18 protein-coding genes and 1 riboswitch are annotated in these 17066 nt (G+C 26.0%); of the genes, 6 read left to right on the top strand and 12 right to left on the bottom strand.

Annotated features, from left to right (window positions below):
- The 9 genes from cas1 to LJD32_RS01345 are packed head-to-tail and all read right to left on the bottom strand — an operon-like array spanning window position 1 to window position 9127.
- The gene (cas1, locus tag LJD32_RS01385; RefSeq protein WP_227391590.1) at window positions 1-987 is read right to left on the bottom strand and encodes a CRISPR-associated endonuclease Cas1; all 987 of its coding nucleotides are present in this window, start codon (window positions 985-987) and stop codon (window positions 1-3) included.
- On the bottom strand, window positions 962-1699 hold the full coding sequence (gene cas6 / locus LJD32_RS01380) for a CRISPR-associated endoribonuclease Cas6 (RefSeq protein WP_147580154.1): 738 nt from the start codon (window positions 1697-1699) through the stop codon (window positions 962-964). Before cas6 ends, cas1 begins: the two co-directional genes overlap by 26 nt.
- Window positions 1689-2405, bottom strand: coding sequence for a hypothetical protein (locus tag LJD32_RS01375; protein ID WP_147580153.1), 717 nt, complete (start codon window positions 2403-2405; stop codon window positions 1689-1691). Before LJD32_RS01375 ends, cas6 begins: the two co-directional genes overlap by 11 nt.
- Window positions 2392-3537 carry a type III-A CRISPR-associated RAMP protein Csm5 gene (csm5, locus tag LJD32_RS01370; protein WP_022002452.1) on the bottom strand — a complete coding sequence of 382 codons (1146 nt, stop codon included), beginning with the start codon at window positions 3535-3537 and terminating at the stop codon, window positions 2392-2394. The genes LJD32_RS01375 and csm5 overlap by 14 nt, the downstream gene beginning before the upstream one ends.
- Window positions 3538-3549: 12 nt before the next feature.
- Window positions 3550-4506 (bottom strand): type III-A CRISPR-associated RAMP protein Csm4, encoded by a 957-nt coding sequence (csm4, locus tag LJD32_RS01365; protein WP_022002451.1) that lies wholly within the window; start codon window positions 4504-4506, stop codon window positions 3550-3552.
- The gene (gene csm3, locus LJD32_RS01360; protein WP_022002450.1) at window positions 4493-5125 is read right to left on the bottom strand and encodes a type III-A CRISPR-associated RAMP protein Csm3; all 633 of its coding nucleotides are present in this window, start codon (window positions 5123-5125) and stop codon (window positions 4493-4495) included. The genes csm4 and csm3 overlap by 14 nt, the downstream gene beginning before the upstream one ends.
- Before the next feature lie 2 nt (window positions 5126-5127).
- Window positions 5128-5586: a type III-A CRISPR-associated protein Csm2 gene (gene csm2 / locus LJD32_RS01355; RefSeq protein WP_022002449.1), complete on the bottom strand. Its 459-nt coding sequence runs from the start codon at window positions 5584-5586 to the stop codon at window positions 5128-5130.
- Window positions 5587-7914 (bottom strand): type III-A CRISPR-associated protein Cas10/Csm1, encoded by a 2328-nt coding sequence (gene cas10 / locus LJD32_RS01350; RefSeq protein WP_227391589.1) that lies wholly within the window; start codon window positions 7912-7914, stop codon window positions 5587-5589.
- A gap of 1 nt (window position 7915) precedes the next feature.
- A complete protein-coding gene (locus tag LJD32_RS01345) occupies window positions 7916-9127 on the bottom strand; it encodes a CRISPR-associated DxTHG motif protein (protein ID WP_227391588.1) in 1212 nt (403 codons plus the stop codon).
- 188 nt (window positions 9128-9315) lie between these two features.
- On the opposite strand from LJD32_RS01345, the gene LJD32_RS01340 reads away from it, so the two are divergent.
- Together LJD32_RS01340 and LJD32_RS01335 are read left to right on the top strand one after the other, a co-directional pair.
- On the top strand, window positions 9316-10248 hold the full coding sequence (locus LJD32_RS01340) for an Rpn family recombination-promoting nuclease/putative transposase (RefSeq protein ID WP_227391587.1): 933 nt from the start codon (window positions 9316-9318) through the stop codon (window positions 10246-10248).
- Window positions 10249-10301: 53 nt separating this feature from the next.
- Window positions 10302-10847, top strand: a complete 546-nt coding sequence (locus LJD32_RS01335; protein ID WP_227391586.1) for a flavin reductase family protein — start codon at window positions 10302-10304, stop codon at window positions 10845-10847.
- A gap of 23 nt (window positions 10848-10870) precedes the next feature.
- On the opposite strand, the gene LJD32_RS01330 is transcribed toward LJD32_RS01335, so the two are convergent.
- Together LJD32_RS01330 and LJD32_RS01325 are read right to left on the bottom strand one after the other, a co-directional pair.
- Window positions 10871-11635 carry a zinc dependent phospholipase C family protein gene (locus tag LJD32_RS01330; RefSeq protein WP_118536262.1) on the bottom strand — a complete coding sequence of 255 codons (765 nt, stop codon included), beginning with the start codon at window positions 11633-11635 and terminating at the stop codon, window positions 10871-10873.
- Window positions 11635-11982 (bottom strand): Spx/MgsR family RNA polymerase-binding regulatory protein, encoded by a 348-nt coding sequence (locus LJD32_RS01325; RefSeq protein ID WP_106987382.1) that lies wholly within the window; start codon window positions 11980-11982, stop codon window positions 11635-11637. The genes LJD32_RS01330 and LJD32_RS01325 overlap by 1 nt, the downstream gene beginning before the upstream one ends.
- 100 nt (window positions 11983-12082) lie before the next feature.
- Window positions 12083-12256: riboswitch (Lysine riboswitch) on the top strand.
- An 87-nt stretch (window positions 12257-12343) separates the two neighbouring features.
- On the opposite strand from LJD32_RS01325, the gene LJD32_RS01320 reads away from it, so the two are divergent.
- The 4 genes from LJD32_RS01320 to lysA are packed head-to-tail and all read left to right on the top strand — an operon-like array spanning window position 12344 to window position 15771.
- Entirely contained in the window at window positions 12344-12820 is a 477-nt protein-coding gene (locus tag LJD32_RS01320; protein ID WP_032091049.1) for an ACT domain-containing protein, read from the top strand.
- Between the two features lie 2 nt (window positions 12821-12822).
- A complete protein-coding gene (dapA, locus tag LJD32_RS01315) occupies window positions 12823-13716 on the top strand; it encodes a 4-hydroxy-tetrahydrodipicolinate synthase (protein ID WP_227391585.1) in 894 nt (297 codons plus the stop codon).
- A 1-nt stretch (window position 13717) separates the two neighbouring features.
- Complete coding sequence (gene dapB / locus LJD32_RS01310) at window positions 13718-14461, top strand: 4-hydroxy-tetrahydrodipicolinate reductase (protein WP_032091257.1); 744 nt, start codon at window positions 13718-13720, stop codon at window positions 14459-14461.
- 11 nt (window positions 14462-14472) lie between these two features.
- Window positions 14473-15771: a diaminopimelate decarboxylase gene (lysA, locus tag LJD32_RS01305; RefSeq protein WP_227359249.1), complete on the top strand. Its 1299-nt coding sequence runs from the start codon at window positions 14473-14475 to the stop codon at window positions 15769-15771.
- Between the two features lie 200 nt (window positions 15772-15971).
- Here lysA and LJD32_RS01300 read toward each other — a convergent pair whose 3' ends face one another.
- Window positions 15972-16991, bottom strand: coding sequence for a LacI family DNA-binding transcriptional regulator (locus LJD32_RS01300; RefSeq protein ID WP_227391584.1), 1020 nt, complete (start codon window positions 16989-16991; stop codon window positions 15972-15974).
- Window positions 16992-17066: the final 75 nt, after the last annotated feature.

Raw genomic sequence — 17066 nt, 5'->3', positions numbered from 1 at the left:
TTACCACTTCATAATATATGGTTTGTAATCATTTGATTCATTAGCGATGTAATTAGAAAGCAAGTGAACTTCACGAGATATAAGATTTCTATATGAATAGTATCTATTATTTATTTTGATTGTTTTCAAAAGATAATTTTCATATTTTTCAACAAAGAATTTAACACCTTCTTTGTTGAGATAACATCTATCACTTTTGTAATCAAAATATTCATCTTTTAATAATTTATGTCTACAAAGACTAAGAACAAGTCTATCAACCAATACTGGTTTTAATATATCGGCTAAATCAAATTGTAAAGATTCACTACATTTAGTTAAACTGTGAACAAATGAAATTTGTGAGTAAAGACGACTCCTATCTGTAACAGATATATAATTAGCATAAAGTAAAGAATATCCATAGCTCAATAAAGCATTTATCTCATTTTGAGGAGGATTCTTTGTTCTTTTTATAAAATGATACTTTTCTTTTTCTAGAATAATATCAAAACTATTAAAATATATTTTCTTTGCTTGAGCTTCTAATAATAGAAGCTCATTTACGGATTTATTTTTACATTCTTTGATAATAGATTCTATTTCAATAATATTGTCTAGTAAAGGAAACAGTTTTTTATTATAATATTTCAACAGTGCTAAACAATTTTTTAATGATGAGATAATCATAGTTCTTGCTATATGATTTCGTATCATTTCATTTTCAAAAGCATAAATTTGATTGATTAATATTTTTCCATCTAGATATTGTTTAGGTGTAAATTTTCCAATATATTGACCATAAAAATTAAAAAATAAAATAACTATATTATGTTTATTTAATAATGATAAAGTACGTTTATTTATTGAAATTTCTCCAAAACAAATAAGCGTATCTATTTGTTCAATAGGAATGTAATTTACATAATCTTTTTTATCTTTTAATATTAAGGAATAATCTTTACATAGTAATCGACCACTTTTATAAAGATATATTACTTTTTTCATGAGCAATATCTATCATGCCAAAACCACATGAATTCTTACTTGAAAGCCCACAGTTATAAATAAGTGATAATGTTTCAAAATTTGTTTCAATTTCTAATTTTGTCATAAAACATTCATAGAAGCAGTTTTTAAATTTCATCATTCTTCTTTTTTCATATATTATATAATCAATTTTAAATACTAATTCTTTTATTGGATAATGGTAAGCAAGGCACTTATCTTGAATATTGTTAATAATAAAATTAAGACTTTCTTTATCTGAAGGTCTGTAATATGTTGAATAATTATCTTTTGTTGAATAGATAAGCATAGGGGATAATGTTTCAATGCATATTTTTTTTGTTCCAATAAAAGGTTGTAAATTAAGAATAGATATATTTTTAATTTTTACTTGTTGTTTATTAATTAATAATGAATCATTTAAAAGAAGTGTTTTATATACATGTTTTAAAAATTCTTCATCTAAAGAACTAATATAGAAATAAAAATCACTATCAAAAATTAAATATTTGTTTTCAATTTTATATTTTCCAAATAGTTGACTAAATGTAAAACATTTAAATATTTTTTTATCATAATGATATCCATCATTATGATAAAAATCTCCTAATTTATCCTTAGATAATAATGAATAAATAACACCTTGTAGAATGCTTTGATAACTCATAGGAACCTTAAAATTATTATAAGATAATTGTATTTTAAGTCTCAAGTTTTCCACCTCCTATAAAATTGAAATTTCCAATGCCGATATATAAAATATCTAATGGTATATTAATGTTTTCATTAAATAATATTTGATATGTAAATCCTCTAGGTACTATTTTCTTTGTTTTAAATTGAATACCTTCTTGTTGACTATGCTTAATATTTTTAATATCTATCATACAATTAGATAAATTATTGTATTGAGTTAAATAACGTTTGTTGTAATAATTGATCATTTGATTATATTCATCAATAAAATCAGTCGTTTTAATGCAAGAAGAAATCATCATATGATTTAAACTGATATTTTTTTGATTACAATCTATCATGTTTATATTTTTTAAATAAAAGAAATATCCTTGAATTTTTTGATTAAGATAGGATTGAAAAAAGAGTTTAAGATAATTTATATGTTTAGTATCTTCACCAATTATAAAAAATGATATTTTTAATATTCCTTCTTTTTGAAAAATAGCTTGTGTAAAAATAGAATTTTCTATTAAAATATTAGGATAATATTTAAAATTTTCCCCAGTGCAATGATAATAATAACACTCTTTAGAAAGAGGACAGGAGCAACATTTTTGGTCTACTACAAAACAATTCAATTTATATAAAAAGTTGATATATTGTTTATAGATAAATAAATTAATATTTTGATAAAAAAGTGCTCCTTGTGGTAAAATAAGCTCTATTTCAATTTTCTTCATAGGGTTCAACCTTAATAAATCCTGGTAGATAACATTCACTATCATATTTAAAAATAATTCTTGTTTTAGGCATAGTATCTGCTTTAGGAGAATTCTTTTTCCCTAATCTAATTGGAGCGAATAAGCTGAAATTATTATCATAAAATTCATAAAAATTTTTTTTAATAAATATAGAGATTGATTTATAAAAGTAATTCGTACTATTTCCTATTCGCAAATAACATATATCTTTATTGTCAAAAGATATAGTATTTAAAAAATTTATGATTTGATCTCTTCCTTCAAAATCTGATTCTTTGAAATAATCAAATTGATCTTCAATAAAATATTTTTTATCATCTTTTATTACAGTTCGAAAATAATTTCTACAAGCAATAATTATATTTCTTTTATTAAAAAATATACGTAACTTTTTAATTATTTCTTTGTTGCTATATTTATTTAAAAATACTTTTTGTCTAGTTTGATCTATCATAAATAGATTAGTCTTTTTTTCTTGTAAGTTATCAATACATTCAAATTTACTAAATTCTTGGGATTTTTTATGATTATTATTTTTCATGTTTAAACGATCACTATCACAAAGAATCATAGTATCAAAAAATATATCTTCACAACAAATACAAGAAGAAAATAATTTAAATATCTCTTCAAAATCTTTTCCAAAAAGATAAGACAATAGTTCTTTTTCAAAGTTTTTAGATAAATTTCTATTAAAATTAATAAGAAATTCTTTTATTTTTTCTTTATTATCATTTAATAGATTAAATATAATGGCATTCATAATTGCACCCTTTATACTGCTACCTGGTATATAGGGTTTATTTAATGATTTGACTTGCTCAGTGACATCTTTAGAAAAAGGTTTAAATTTATAAAATAAGAAGTACTGAGGTTTTAATTGATTATAATTTATATAATTATTAAATAGCTTGATAATATCTTTTTTACCATTATTACTAGCATTATCTGGTTGTAATTCTAATAATTTTTGAGGTGGAATAAATTGTAATAAATCTTCTATTCTATAACAATTAAAGTGATCATTTTTATCAGGATGATATAAGAAACAAGCATTTTTATTGCCTGATGATATATGAACAGGTGTTAATATAGATATTTTATAAGTCATGTTTTTAACCTCCTATATAATGTAGCCAATGCCATAGTAGTATAATGGTTTTTTATCAATATTGAATGATAGAATTTTACCTATCCATTCTTTATCTTGTGTTAGTTTTAAATAGCTTCCTTCATTAAATAAATTCATTTTATGAGTTGCTTTATTTATATATGTTTTAGAAGGATGATATTGTTTAGAAATAATTTGATAGTTTGATTCACTTAAATTGATGCATTCATCGAAAACTGATTGAGAAAGCAAAAGTTTATTATTTAAATTAGGTTTTCTTTTTATTTCTTCTATAGAAATTAATTTAAAACTGTTTTTTCCAACAGAGTGGCGAGGTCCAAAACCGAAAAAATGAGAATAAGAAAATATATCTTTTATTTTTTTAATATTTTCATTTGTTTTAACTAATATATAAAATAATCCATTAGTATATATAGTATCATCGTAATACAAAGCATTATCATCCCCTATAGAAGTGTTGTAGTAATCTTTTTTTCTTACATGTGTATTGAGTTGTTTGGTTTGTTCAAATAATATATTTTCACTAGCTTTTTGAAGACAATAGTTTTTAATGTTTATTTTTTTATTAAGTAAATCATCACGCATTTTATTGAAATCAGATTTAATAATATAGTCATTAAAAATAGATTCTGTAGTATAATTTATTTTTTTATAATTTTTTAATGTTTGTAAGTAAGATAATTGATCAATACTTTTTTCTTTTAAAATATTATGATTTATATAATCTATATCAAAAATGTTATAGTGAACCATTGGTAACATATTCAATGGAAACATGGATGAATGTATAAAAAGAGGTTGATTATTAAATGAACTAATATAATTATTTAAAGCTTCTTCTCCTTGTGTATTTACTATAATATTACATATTGCTCCAAAAATAGTTTGAGCATTTGGAATATTGGTAATAGTTGATAATGGTTTAAAAACTAACTTATATTCCTTCATTGTTATTCAACTCTTCCATTTCTATTTGGATACGCCCATATCCTCGTGATCCACTACCACCAATATAATTATAATTAAGTAAATTTACACCAGTTTCTAAGTATTTATAAAGTGTTTGATAATCATCGTTATCAAATTCAAGCAAGTCTATGTAACCAATAAATTTACTACCAGCAGGAACACGTTCAATAAATCGTGGAGCATCAGCCGTCCCTTTAAATCTATTAATTTTATTTTCAGCTTTAATTTCAGTATATGTATGCTCACCTAAATATGTTTGTAATTCGATTTTACTAGATTCTGTTAAAACAGCATCTCTAAAGATAGCTCTAGTCATTTGTGGTATGTCATTTGTATTTGGCTCAAATAAGCTTAATAATTGATTATGCTCAGGCACAGGTTTTAATTCGTTATTTATAAATGTTCCATATTTAAATTCTAAAAGAGAACGAATTTTTCCTTTTAAAGTACTGCCAGGTATATAGGGTTCACCAGTTAGAGGATTTTTAATAACTTGTGAATCTGCACCTCCAATATCAAAAGTATCATCTCCACCAGTTATATGCATTCCTGACAATAATTCAATTTTTAGTTGTATTCTATGAGTCTTTTTTAACATTTTTATTTCTCCTTTTTATTTTGATTTAATACTTTATGGTAAGCAATAATACTTGTAAAAATTTGGTCTAATATTTCAATATCTTTTGGTGATTGAATAGCTTTTTCATTAATATGTTGATAGACAAAATTATATAATTCTTGAAGTCCTTTATTTCTACCTGTGTTATAAGCAGTTAAGGGAACAATGTAATAAAGTTTATTTCTAGCATCAATAAATTTATTTGGATTACGTTTTACGATTGTTACAGATTCTTTTAAGACATTTAGAATTTTTCTTAATTGATGTGGTGCTATATCTCCCATTTTATTTGCTATTTTGTAGGCTATTCCAGTATCAAGAAATATTTCAGCAGGATTAGTGTATTTTTCTGATAATGGGATAGTTATTTTTTCGGGCATATTATTTCTTTCTTTTGGTGGTTTGTTTGGTAATCTATGTTGTTTAGTGTTATAACTCATTTAATTAACCTCCCTTGTAAATAAGATAACGAGTTTCATAATAGTTACTTGTTTGTTAATTTCTTCGTCTGTTTTTAGAGTTGTTAAATCTTGTAATATTTTTTTTCTTAAAGTCTCATGGCTATTATCGATTTGTCTATATAGTGAATATTGAATAATAGGAATTATTGAATAGTATTCATCTAGTGTTTTATTATCCATATGGGACATAATGTTATAAAATCCAGTACGAGATAATGGATTTGTTTTATCATTTAAATAACCACGATAAGTCTCTATTTTATTTAAAATATTTGGTAATTCTTCGAATGAAAAAGTACTGTTCATAATTGTAATAGCATTTTTTGAGCGGTTATCTTTTACATAAGATTTTGAGGCTTCTAATGCATTATCTGCCATTTTAATTCCAAAACGTATAGGTTTTTTAGGATTTTGAATATGTATACCAGCTGATAATGTTATATTAGGATTTTGAACAAATTCTTTAAATTCAATATGTATTTTATTGGCTAATTGTAGAATTCCATAAATTGGTCCTAAAATAACAAGATCATCTCCTCCAGCATAATTAATATAAAAGATGTTTTCGTTTTTATTTTTTAGTTTTTTACTTAAATCAAGGCAAATTTGTTTTAATTTGTATCCAAAGAATAATTCTATAAATCTACTTAAAGTTAAATATTTTGATAAAGAACGTTGTAATGTTACATCATTATTTTTTCCTTGTTTAAGTCCAAAAGCAAAGATTGCTCCAAGATTATCGACATCCATTTTAAGAACTCCTAATTTTTCATCACCATAAGATTTATCTAATGTTTTTGTAATATTTTCAAAATTTAAAATAGTATTATTTTCTTTTGGAACAAGGTTAGCAATAAGTTTGACATTTCCTGCTTCAAAATGATTAACAGCATCTATATAATAAAAGTCATTTTTATTAATTAATTCATGAGGTATTTTTTCAAAAAAGTAAATTTTTATAAAACCTAAATCCATTAAACAATTATTATAATCTAAATTAGAGTATAGGATAGTGAATTTATCGTGTTTTGTGTAATAATCAGATATATTTAGAATGTCTAAGCAATTTTGACATTTATGATCTTTTTTTACATAATTTTGACCACATAATTCACAAATTTCTTTATCTTCTAAATGTTCAACACAGAAATCATTATTAATTAAAGGATAGAATTTTTTTAATTTATATTCCTCTAATTTTGTTTTTAATGCAAGGGCCTTTTCTGTTTTGAAATTACTTAATTCAAACTTATCAACTTTCTCAATTGCGTAAACAACAGATAATGAAGTATTAAATCTTTTATAAAGTTCTTTTGTTATAGTGTTGAATGTATTATGAATGATTTTTTCAGTATCATCTAAATAAGGTAATAAGAGTAATGCTCCTCCACCAGTATTGAAAATGATATTAGCTTGTGTAAGTTTAAATTTATCTAATATTGTATATGTAATGGCATTAGTAATAAGAGTAACAAATGCTGAACGCCCTCTTAAAGATTTAGCAATATTAGTTTTAGTTTTAGATCCTTCGGTAATTTTATAAATAAAACTTTGAATACCAGAGACATCAAATTCTAACATATAAAAGTTATTACAATTATTTTGTGATAAACAGCTTGCAATAGCTGTTGTAAGTTTTAAATGATCAAATAAACTTACAGTTTGATTATTTGTTTCATATGTAGAAGAAGGAATCAAGGTTGTATATTTATAAAGTAAAGAATACATACGATGATATTTATAGGGCGTTGGTTTACCAATTAATAAATTATCGAATTTTATTTCTTCAATAAATTGAGTGAATAGTTTTTTATATTCCTCAATACTTTCAATTGTATTTTGTTCAATATTATTTCTACACGGGTTCATACATTGATCTACGCTAGTTAATTTGAACTTCGAATCATAAATTGTTTGTCCAAAATCTATATTTCCCATAATAGATGATAGTCTAGACGTAATGTATTGATATCTAGTTTTTTTATGATTTTCCTCAAAATCAAAGTTTTCATCATTTCTATCAATTTTAGAAGCAATTCGATCAGCATCACGAATAATACTATCAAATTCATCAACCTCATTAATATGATGTCCACTAGATGCTTTTTCTAGCTGATCATTCAAATGAAGATAATCATGAAAAAATTTTGCAGTATATCCACTATGAATATGTGTATGATAGCCATTTGCATGTATTGGAGTAGATGCAATTTCTTGTGAGTTTAGTAAAGAAATCTTTGTAGTTCTTTGATAAAATTTCCCAATATCATGAAGCAAAGCTGCATAAGCAATATTTAAATTATTCATTTTAGCCCTCCTTTATAAATTTTTCTATACTATCAAGGCATTTTAAAATTATTTTATTTACATCTATATTTTGATCAATTTTCCCACCATGATTAACAACATTTCGTATTTTTATATAAAAGATATTTATATTTTCTTTATCAAGAAGAGAAACATCTTTAGAAAGATTATTATTCTTATTACGAATGTTGACTATATAATCTTTTGAATTTATATTCTTAGATGAATTTCGTATATTTAAAAAGAATAAAAGATCTGTTGATAAGTCATAAAAATCTGATTCTTTAGCAATTTTATTTAATAATTCTTCTTTAAACGATTTACTATCTGGAAAATAATAATAATGCACAAGTTCTTCCCTAATTAGTTGATCTGTAAACGTAATAGCAATTTGTAAAGAATTATGAGCTAATAAAAGTTTAATAAATTTGATTTTTTTAATAGCATCATTTTTTTCTATATAAATATTTGATAATTTCTTTTGTATACTTTTGAGATATGGTGTAAGAAGAATATATTTATCTTTTTCTTTTAATATGGATTGGCAGAAATTATAAATTTGAGAAATAGAATGAACACAGCTATCAAATTCACAATAATCTAGCATGTGATTAAATTGATAAATGCCTTTCATCAAATTATTTATTTTATTATCATTTAAATTGTATAAATATGTATCTGATATCTTTAAAAATTGATCAAATGCCATTAATGATGAAGCAATTTTTGAATTTTCATATTGGTTAATTAAATCAATAATTAATCCTTCATTAGTTTCACGATTATAATTACCATAGAATAGATGCTTTAATTGTTTTTTAGTTGATACTTCTAAATAATTAGATATCATTGTCACTGAAATTGGAATATTTCTAAAACTATGTGTAACATCAATAATAAAATCTTCTTTTAATACTTCATCCATTTTTTGTAGAATTTCTTCAATTTTTACGAATTCATTTATAGTTATAAATTTAATATCTATATTAAATTTAGTTTTTATTTCATTTTTAATGTTTCTAGCACCTAGACTATATGACTTCTCGGTACAAAATACAAATACTTCAGAAATAGCTGATTGAAATTTTTCAATGATAGCGCTCTGAACGTACTTAGAAGCATGAATTTCTTCTTTGTTATCTTCAAAAGAATAAAGCGCCTCTTCATAGCCTTCAGGAAGAGTACCAACTCCTAAAAAAGTAAAGTATTGCATAACTAATCGCCTCCTTATATATTATTATACCATACATAAAACTGTATATTGAAAACACTTTCATATAAATTCTATAGTGATATTTTTAATAAAATACTGAATTAAACAATTAAAAATAAAAAAATTCATTTTTTAAAAGAAATTTTGACTTTTAGTGTCTATATATATACTGAAAGGAGAATTTTATAATGGAAAAGATAAGACCTAGAATTGCCGATTTTAAAAATGATCTTGTATTTAAGTATCTATTATCCAATATGAAAGATGTTCAGTGTTACTATCTATTAAAACTCATCATCGAAGAGATTGCACATATCAAAACTCAAGAAATTACAGTCTTAAACTCTGAACTTAATCCTAATCATATAAGTGATAAAGATATGATTTTGGATGTTCAGGTAAAAACAGAAGATGGTGAACTGATTGATATAGAAATGCAGAATACAAAGTTTTCTAGAGAAATCTATCATCGTTTTCAAGCTTATGAATCTCGCATGCTTGATCATCAAGTCAATCGAGGAGATAAGAAATATAGTGAAAATCTACATAAAGTAGTAACTATTCTTTTTATTGATGATATTGATAAAGACAATCTTGAATTGATAGATGCTTATATGCCTAGAAATAGACATGGATATGTAAGAAAGTTTAATTTAATAGAAAGCTACTTTGTACAACTTCCTTTTATTAAAGTTATTGAAAAAGAAAGAGGAATTAAAAGCTTTAGTAAATCAGAAATCTTAATCTACATCTTATATCAAGGACTTACCCATGATATAATGACCTTAGATAATGAGGTGGTAACAATCATGAAAGATAAACTTGAACAATTCAATGAAGATGAAGGACTTGTTTTAGCAGCAGAGAAAAGACAACTCGTTAAAATTCAACATTACCAAGAAGAACAAAGAATTCGTAAAGAATCATTAGAAGAAGGAAAAGCTGAGGGAGAATTATTAAAAGCTAAAGAAAATACTATTGCGCTTTTTAAAAGTAAATTTCCCCAAGAACATGATGAAATATTAGAAAATTTGACACTTGAAAAATACAATCTAATTTTTGATGCATTAATCAATGATCAGGATTTAGAGAGAATTAAAGAAATTATAAGTCGAGATTAATAAAGCTTGGATTTTATCTATGGTATAATATAAGAATCAGGAGAATTATATATATGAGAAAAGATTTAGGAGATAAAATGCAATTTATGCCTTTACCTGTTTTAATGCTTGCAACATATGATCAAGATGGTAAGGCCAATGTTATGAATGCTGCGTGGGGTGGTGTTTATGATTATAATCAAGTTTATGTATCACTATCTAAACATAAAACAACAGATAATTTAGAATTAAAGAAAGCTTTTACTTTATCTTTTGCGACAAAGAAAACAGAAAAGATTTCTGATTATTTTGGTGTTGTTTCTGGAAATAAAGAAGATAAGATTGAAAAAAGTGGTGTTCATGTAACGCCTTCAAAATATGTAGATGCACCAATTATTGAAGAATATCCACTTACTTTAGAATGTACTGTTGAATCTTTTGAAGATGGAAACTTAATTGGAAATGTTGTGAATGTTTCTATTGATGAAGATTATTTAGATGAAAATGGTAAGATAGATGCAGATAAAATGGAAATTATTGCTTTTGATATGGTCAATAATACGTATCGTGTTTTAGGAGAAAATGTTGGTAAAGCTTTCAAAGATGGTTTTGATTTATAAAAAATAGTGCATCGTTTGATGCACTATTTGTAGTTGTGATAGTAGCGTTCTGGTAAAGGAGCGTGTTTTTTATAGTTTTGAATATATAAAGGAAGATAAATAAGAGCTTCTTTTAAGGTTTGTTGGTAGATTTTATCAAGAATATCATTATATTTTTCCATTTCTTTATTATGATGGTAGTTAATAATTAAACCTTGGAGTTTATGAAAATTGAATGTGAGATGGAAACATCCATAAATAAGCCCCCTTTTTAAAAAGCTAGGGGCTTTTAATAAATGATCAATTCTTTTTAATCCTTTAAGAGCTTTTTTAATATCTAAATAAGATAGTTCAGGGAAAAAGGATTGAATAGTACATATTTCTTTTTCTTTAAAGCGAATATGTTCATAGATTTCTTTATGTAATGGATCTTGATGATTTCTTTTTAAAAGAAGACGATCGTAATCGGATTCTATTTCAAAATGATCCATATTTGTATTTTTAATCATCCTTTTAATATAAGGGTGCATTTGACTATCTAATAAATAATGACAAATAAAACCAAGAATATAAGCAAGTTGTGCTTCACTTTGAATAATATCTTGTGCCTTTTCAAAGAAAGTATTGGCTTTTTCTTGATGCATCTTTCTTGCTATTTTATTCCATCTTTCATAAAAGAAAATATCTGGACCATGAAGACCAATTAAAAAACAATTTTCATTTCTAAGTAATAAATCTTTAATATTTTGATCATCAAGATGTTTATAAACATCTTTACCAAAACAATAATGTGTATATCCAGCAGGCATTAGAGAAGTTCCTTATATTGTTCTTCTTTAAAACCAACAAGAACTTTGTCTTTCGTTTCAAGTATAGGTCTTTTAACAAGCATTCCATTAGTAGAAAGCAGTTCTAATTGTTCTTCTTCACTTAAAGTCGGTAAAATATCTTTTAAATGTTTTTCTTTATAAAGATTACCTGATGTATTAAAGAATCTTTTAAGTGGTAAACCACTCTTTAAATAAAGTGCTTTTAATTCATCTTTATTTAGTTTTTCTTCAACGATATGTCTTTCATCAAACTCAATTTGATGATCCGTTAAGAATTTTTTAGCTTTTTTACATGTAGAACATTTTGGATAACAAATAAATAACATAAATATCCCTCCTGTTTCCATCATATCAAAATTACTGATAAATGAAAAATAATAAGGCTTATTATTGTATACTATTTAAAGATGTGATAAAATCTATTCAAATAAAGATAGAGGCGCAAGATGTTATGAGATTATTATTATTTGATGCAACAAGGTAATGAAGGAGGAGCACTTGCCGAAAGATTGTATCTATTGCATGAGGTATAATCTTGGGTGTCTAGGGAAGACCTATTCAACTGTCATTATCTAAAGGTAATGGGGAGCTATCATTGATAACGAATTTTTTGTTGCAATGATACTCATTGCAATTTTTTATTTGTCACTTTTTATAAGAGGATGAATAAAATATAGGGAGGAAATTATGAACGATATTATTGAAGCTATAAGTTGTGAAAGAGAAATCATTCAACTTAAGTTATTAAATGTACCAAAACATCCTAAAATGATTGCGAAAATCTTTTCTATATTAAAAGATGAAGAAATTAATGTAGACATGATTTCACAAGTTACTGTTGATGATTTTGTTCAAATTGAAATTACATTAGATCAAGAATTCCAATTAAAACTAAATCAAGCAATCATGAAATTAAAAGATGAATTTAAACAAATTCAAATTTATCAAATTAGAAAATACGCTAAAGTTGCTGTTGGGGGAAAATTGGTGGAAACAACACCAGGTTTAGCAGCTGAAGTATTTGATGTCTTAGGACAAGCTAATATTCATTTTTATCAAATTACGACAAGTAAAAGAACAATTTCTTTAGTTATTGATAAAAAGAATTTAGATCAAGCAATTCAATTATTAAAAGAAAGATTTCATATCGAGGAGGATAAATAAATATGACAATTTTTGAAGGAAGTGCAGTTGCACTTGTATTACCAATGTTTGATAACGGAGACATTGATTTTGAAGGATTTAAAAAACAAGTTCAAAGAATGATTGATGGTGGTGTACAAGCTTTACTTGTAAATGGAACAACAGGTGAAACAGCAACCATTACAATTGAAGATGAATTTAAATTATTAGATCTAACATTAGAACTTGCGAAAGGAACAGGGGTTAAAGTTATTTGTGGAGCTGGTTCAAATGATACACAAACAGCTTTAAAGAAAGCACGTTATGCTAAAGAAAAAGGGGCAGATGCGATTCTTGTTGTAACACCTTACTACAATAAAACAAGTCAAAGAGGTTTAATTCAACATTATACAACAATTGCTGATGCTGTTGATATTCCAATGATTTTATACAATGTACCAGGAAGAACAGGATTAAATATTTCAGTTGATACCGTTGTTGAACTTGCTAAACATAAAAATATTCAAGCAATGAAAGATGCCACTGATAATATTGCTTATGCCATGGAAGTCTTAGTGAAAACAGCTGATTTAGACTTTGATTTATATTCAGGATGTGATGATAATATCCTTCCATTTATGGCAGCTGGAGGAAAAGGAGTTATTTCTGTTACTTCTAACTTATATCCAGAAGCGGTAGAAAAATTAACACAATTAATTTTAAAAGGAAATATTAAAGAAGCACAACCATTAGCTTATGCTTTAGATCCTATTTCACGTTTATTATTTATTGATGTAAACCCAATTATGCCTAAAGCAGCTCTTGCTAAAATGGGTGTTTGTGGAGAATGTTTAAGATTACCATTAATTACAACAACAGATGAAAATAAAAAAGCATTATTTGATGCAATGGATGAATTTGAAAAATTGGGGTATTAGGATGAAAGTATTATTATATGGATATGGTTTGATGGGTAAGAAAGTTGCTCATCAATTAAGAGAAAAAGATGAGTTTGATTTAATTGGTGTGGTTTCTTATGAATTTGATGAAAAAGCACCAGAAGCAATGTATAGTAATTTAACAGAAGTCCAAGATCGTGCGGATGTGATTATTGATTTTTCACATCCAAACAATCTTGATGATATTTTAGCTTACGCTAAAAAGAATAAAACAAAAGTTGTTTTCGCAACAACTGGTTTTTCTAAGGAACAATTAGATAAGATTGAAGAAGCTTCTAAAGAAATTGCTATCTTCCAATCTTATAATACAAGCTTTGGAATTCAAATGGTGACAAAAATTTTAAGACAAGTTGCTAAAGAATTCTATGATAATGGTTATGATATTGAAATCTTAGAAAAACATCATAATCAAAAAATTGATGCCCCATCAGGTACAGCAAAACTTTTATATGAAGTAATGGAAGATGAAATTCAAGGAACAACACCTGTTTATGATCGTAGTTCACTTCATGAAAAAAGAAAAAAAGAAGAAATTGGTATTCAAGCCCTTCGTGGTGGAACAATTTTTGGTGAACATGAAATTATGTTTGCAGGATTAGATGAAATTATTGAAATTAAACATACAGCTTTATCAAAAGATGTTTTTGTTCAAGGTGCTTTGGCTGCAGCTAAAGCTTTACAAGATAAAGAAGCTGGTTTATTTACATTAAAAACACTTTATTAGGGAGAAAAGAAATGGTTTTACAAACTGAATTTGCACAAATTAAGGGAAACGATTTATACATAGATGATGTCAAAGCGACTGATTTAGTAAAACAATATGGAACACCACTCTATGTTATGTCTGAAGGACATATTAGAAAACAATTTAATACACTAAAAACAAAAATGATTGATAAATATGAAAATACATTACCACTATTTGCTTCAAAATCATTTTCGTGTAAAGCAATCTATAAATTAGCTATGGAATATGGAGTAGGAATTGATTGTGTTAGTGCAGGAGAAATCTCTGTTGCTTTAAAAGCAGGATTTGATCCTAAAAAAATCTATTTCCATGGAAATAATAAATTACCTTCAGAAATTCAATACGCATTAGAAAATGGTGTAGAAAACTTTGTTATTGATAACTTCTATGAAATTGAACTTGTTGAAGAAATTGCTTCAAAATTAAATGTCATGGTCAATGGTTTAGTCAGAATCACACCAGGTGTTTATGCGGGTGGACATGATTATATCCGTGTTGGAGCCAAAGATACAAAATTTGGTTTTTCAAGTCATGATAATACATACTTAAAAGCAATTAAAAAAGTTATTGATGCACCACATATCAACTTTGATGGAATTCATTGTCACGTAGGTAGTCAAATTGAAGAAATTCAAGCTTATGTACTTGCAATGAATAAATTTGTAGATATCGCTTATGAAATCTATGATATCTTTGGAATCGTTATTAATAAATTAAATGCTGGTGGTGGTTTTGGTATCCAATATACAGCAAGTGATCACCCACTAGAATTTGATGATGTTGTTTCAACAATCATGGATATCATCTATAAAGGTTTCGATAAAAGAGATATGAAAAGACCAATGGTCTTAGTAGAACCAGGACGTTATTGTGTAGGTAATGCTGGAATTACTTTATATACAGTAGGTTCTTATAAATATATTAGAGATATTAGAGATTATATTAGTGTCGATGGTGGAATGACAGATAACATTCGTTCATCATTATATAATGCTAAATACGATGCTGTTATTGCTAATAAAGCAGGAGAAGAAGCAGATCATTTAGTAACAGTTGCTGGTAAAAACTGTGAATCAGGAGATATTTTGATTAAAGATATTATGTTACAAGATCCTCAACCAGGTGATATTCTTGCAATGTTCTCTACAGGAGCCTATCATTATTCAATGTCTTCTAACTACAACCAATTACCCAAACCTGCTGTTGTCTTTACATACCAAGGTCATTCTAAAGAAGTTATTCGTAGACAAACTTTTGATGATTTAGTAGCTTATGATGTAGATTAAAAATATATAAATAGCCCCAAGGTTCATAACCAAGGGGTTTTTTGTTTTTATGACTATAAAGTGTACGGTGATAGAATCAAAGGCATATTATAAAATAATTTTTATAATATGCCGAGATGACCGCGAAAGACCACCGAAAGGCTTTAGAAAGGTGGTATTTAACAAGAATTTATACAAAAAAAGATCTTCTAAAAAGACCTTTATTTTGCTGTTGATTCTCTACGAACAACTTCGATAGGTAATATATATCTTTTTTGTAATTCTTCCGTATTTTCATTATTCATCAAATTAAGCAATAAATCACAAGCAGTTTTCGCAAGTGCTGGTGTATTTTGTTTGATCGTTGAAAGTGATGGATGAGATGTAGAAGCGATAAAGATATCATCAAAACCAATCAATTTAACTTCTTCAGGAACTTTAATATTATTTTCTTGTAACGCTACAAGTGCACCATAAGCTCTCCAGTCATTTGTCGCAAAAATCCCATCAAAAGGAATTCCACTTTTAATCAGTTTGTCGATTGCTTGTCTTGCTCCTTCGTAGTTTGCTTGATTAGCGTCTACAAGTATTTGTAATTCTTCTTTTGGTTCAAGATGATGATCTTTTAAGGCATCTAGATATCCTTTAAGACGTTGTCTGTTTACAGACAATGATTTATTTCTTGATAAAATCACAATATTCTTACATCCTTGATTAATTAATTCTTCAGTTGCTTGATAACCACCAGAATAGTGATTAGATTCTACATAATAAGCTTCACTATGATCTTTAGGCTTACGGTCAATACATACAATAGGAATATCTCTGCTTAAAAAATGAGTAGGTATTTCTTCAATTCCAGAAATACATATAATTCCATCTACCATTTTTGCATCAAGAGATTTAAAATAAGCAATCTCTTTTTGTTCATCTTGAGATGTATTACAAATAAAAACAGAATAATTATTATCAAAAAAATGTTTCTCAATTGCTAAAGCTAATTGAGAAAACCATGCATTATCTATATTAGGAACAATTAAACCAATTGTTTTAGACTTTGATGTTCTTAGACTTTTTGCTGCAATATTTGTTGTATATCCATATTCTTTAATAAGTGCTTCTACTTTTTCTTTTGTTTCTTTTGAAAAACGGCCATTATTATTAATTACCCTTGAAACAGTGGCTACGGAAACATTTGCCATTTTCGCAATTTCTTTAATTGAAATACTTTTTTGGGCCATAAAAGAACCTCCCTTACATTAAAATTATAAAGGAAAATGCTCTATTATTCAATGAAATTAAGGATTTAAGATAAC

It is taken from the genome of Faecalibacillus sp. TM498 (assembly GCF_020589955.1).
In the GTDB taxonomy this organism is placed as follows: domain Bacteria; phylum Bacillota_I; class Bacilli_A; order Erysipelotrichales; family Coprobacillaceae; genus Faecalibacillus; species Faecalibacillus intestinalis.
Note: the sequence above shows the minus strand (reverse complement) of the source record. Positions and strands in the feature narration are given on the sequence as shown.

Bases quoted from the DNA above. Each gene is read 5' to 3' on its own strand.
- cas1 (WP_227391590.1), bottom strand. From the start codon at position 987: ATGAAAAAAGTAATATATCTTTATAAAAGTGGTCGATTACTATGTAAA.
- LJD32_RS01375 (WP_147580153.1), bottom strand. From the start codon at position 2,405: ATGAAGAAAATTGAAATAGAGCTTATTTTACCACAAGGAGCACTTTTT.
- csm5 (WP_022002452.1), bottom strand. From the start codon at position 3,537: ATGACTTATAAAATATCTATATTAACACCTGTTCATATATCATCAGGC.
- csm4 (WP_022002451.1), bottom strand. From the start codon at position 4,506: ATGAAGGAATATAAGTTAGTTTTTAAACCATTATCAACTATTACCAAT.
- csm3 (WP_022002450.1), bottom strand. From the start codon at position 5,125: ATGTTAAAAAAGACTCATAGAATACAACTAAAAATTGAATTATTGTCA.
- csm2 (WP_022002449.1), bottom strand. From the start codon at position 5,586: ATGAGTTATAACACTAAACAACATAGATTACCAAACAAACCACCAAAA.
- cas10 (WP_227391589.1), bottom strand. From the start codon at position 7,914: ATGAATAATTTAAATATTGCTTATGCAGCTTTGCTTCATGATATTGGG.
- LJD32_RS01345 (WP_227391588.1), bottom strand. From the start codon at position 9,127: ATGCAATACTTTACTTTTTTAGGAGTTGGTACTCTTCCTGAAGGCTAT.
- LJD32_RS01340 (WP_227391587.1), top strand. From the start codon at position 9,316: ATGGAAAAGATAAGACCTAGAATTGCCGATTTTAAAAATGATCTTGTA.
- LJD32_RS01335 (WP_227391586.1), top strand. From the start codon at position 10,302: ATGAGAAAAGATTTAGGAGATAAAATGCAATTTATGCCTTTACCTGTT.
- LJD32_RS01330 (WP_118536262.1), bottom strand. From the start codon at position 11,635: ATGCCTGCTGGATATACACATTATTGTTTTGGTAAAGATGTTTATAAA.
- LJD32_RS01325 (WP_106987382.1), bottom strand. From the start codon at position 11,982: ATGTTATTTATTTGTTATCCAAAATGTTCTACATGTAAAAAAGCTAAA.
- LJD32_RS01320 (WP_032091049.1), top strand. From the start codon at position 12,344: ATGAACGATATTATTGAAGCTATAAGTTGTGAAAGAGAAATCATTCAA.
- dapA (WP_227391585.1), top strand. From the start codon at position 12,823: ATGACAATTTTTGAAGGAAGTGCAGTTGCACTTGTATTACCAATGTTT.
- dapB (WP_032091257.1), top strand. From the start codon at position 13,718: ATGAAAGTATTATTATATGGATATGGTTTGATGGGTAAGAAAGTTGCT.
- lysA (WP_227359249.1), top strand. From the start codon at position 14,473: ATGGTTTTACAAACTGAATTTGCACAAATTAAGGGAAACGATTTATAC.
- LJD32_RS01300 (WP_227391584.1), bottom strand. From the start codon at position 16,991: ATGGCCCAAAAAAGTATTTCAATTAAAGAAATTGCGAAAATGGCAAAT.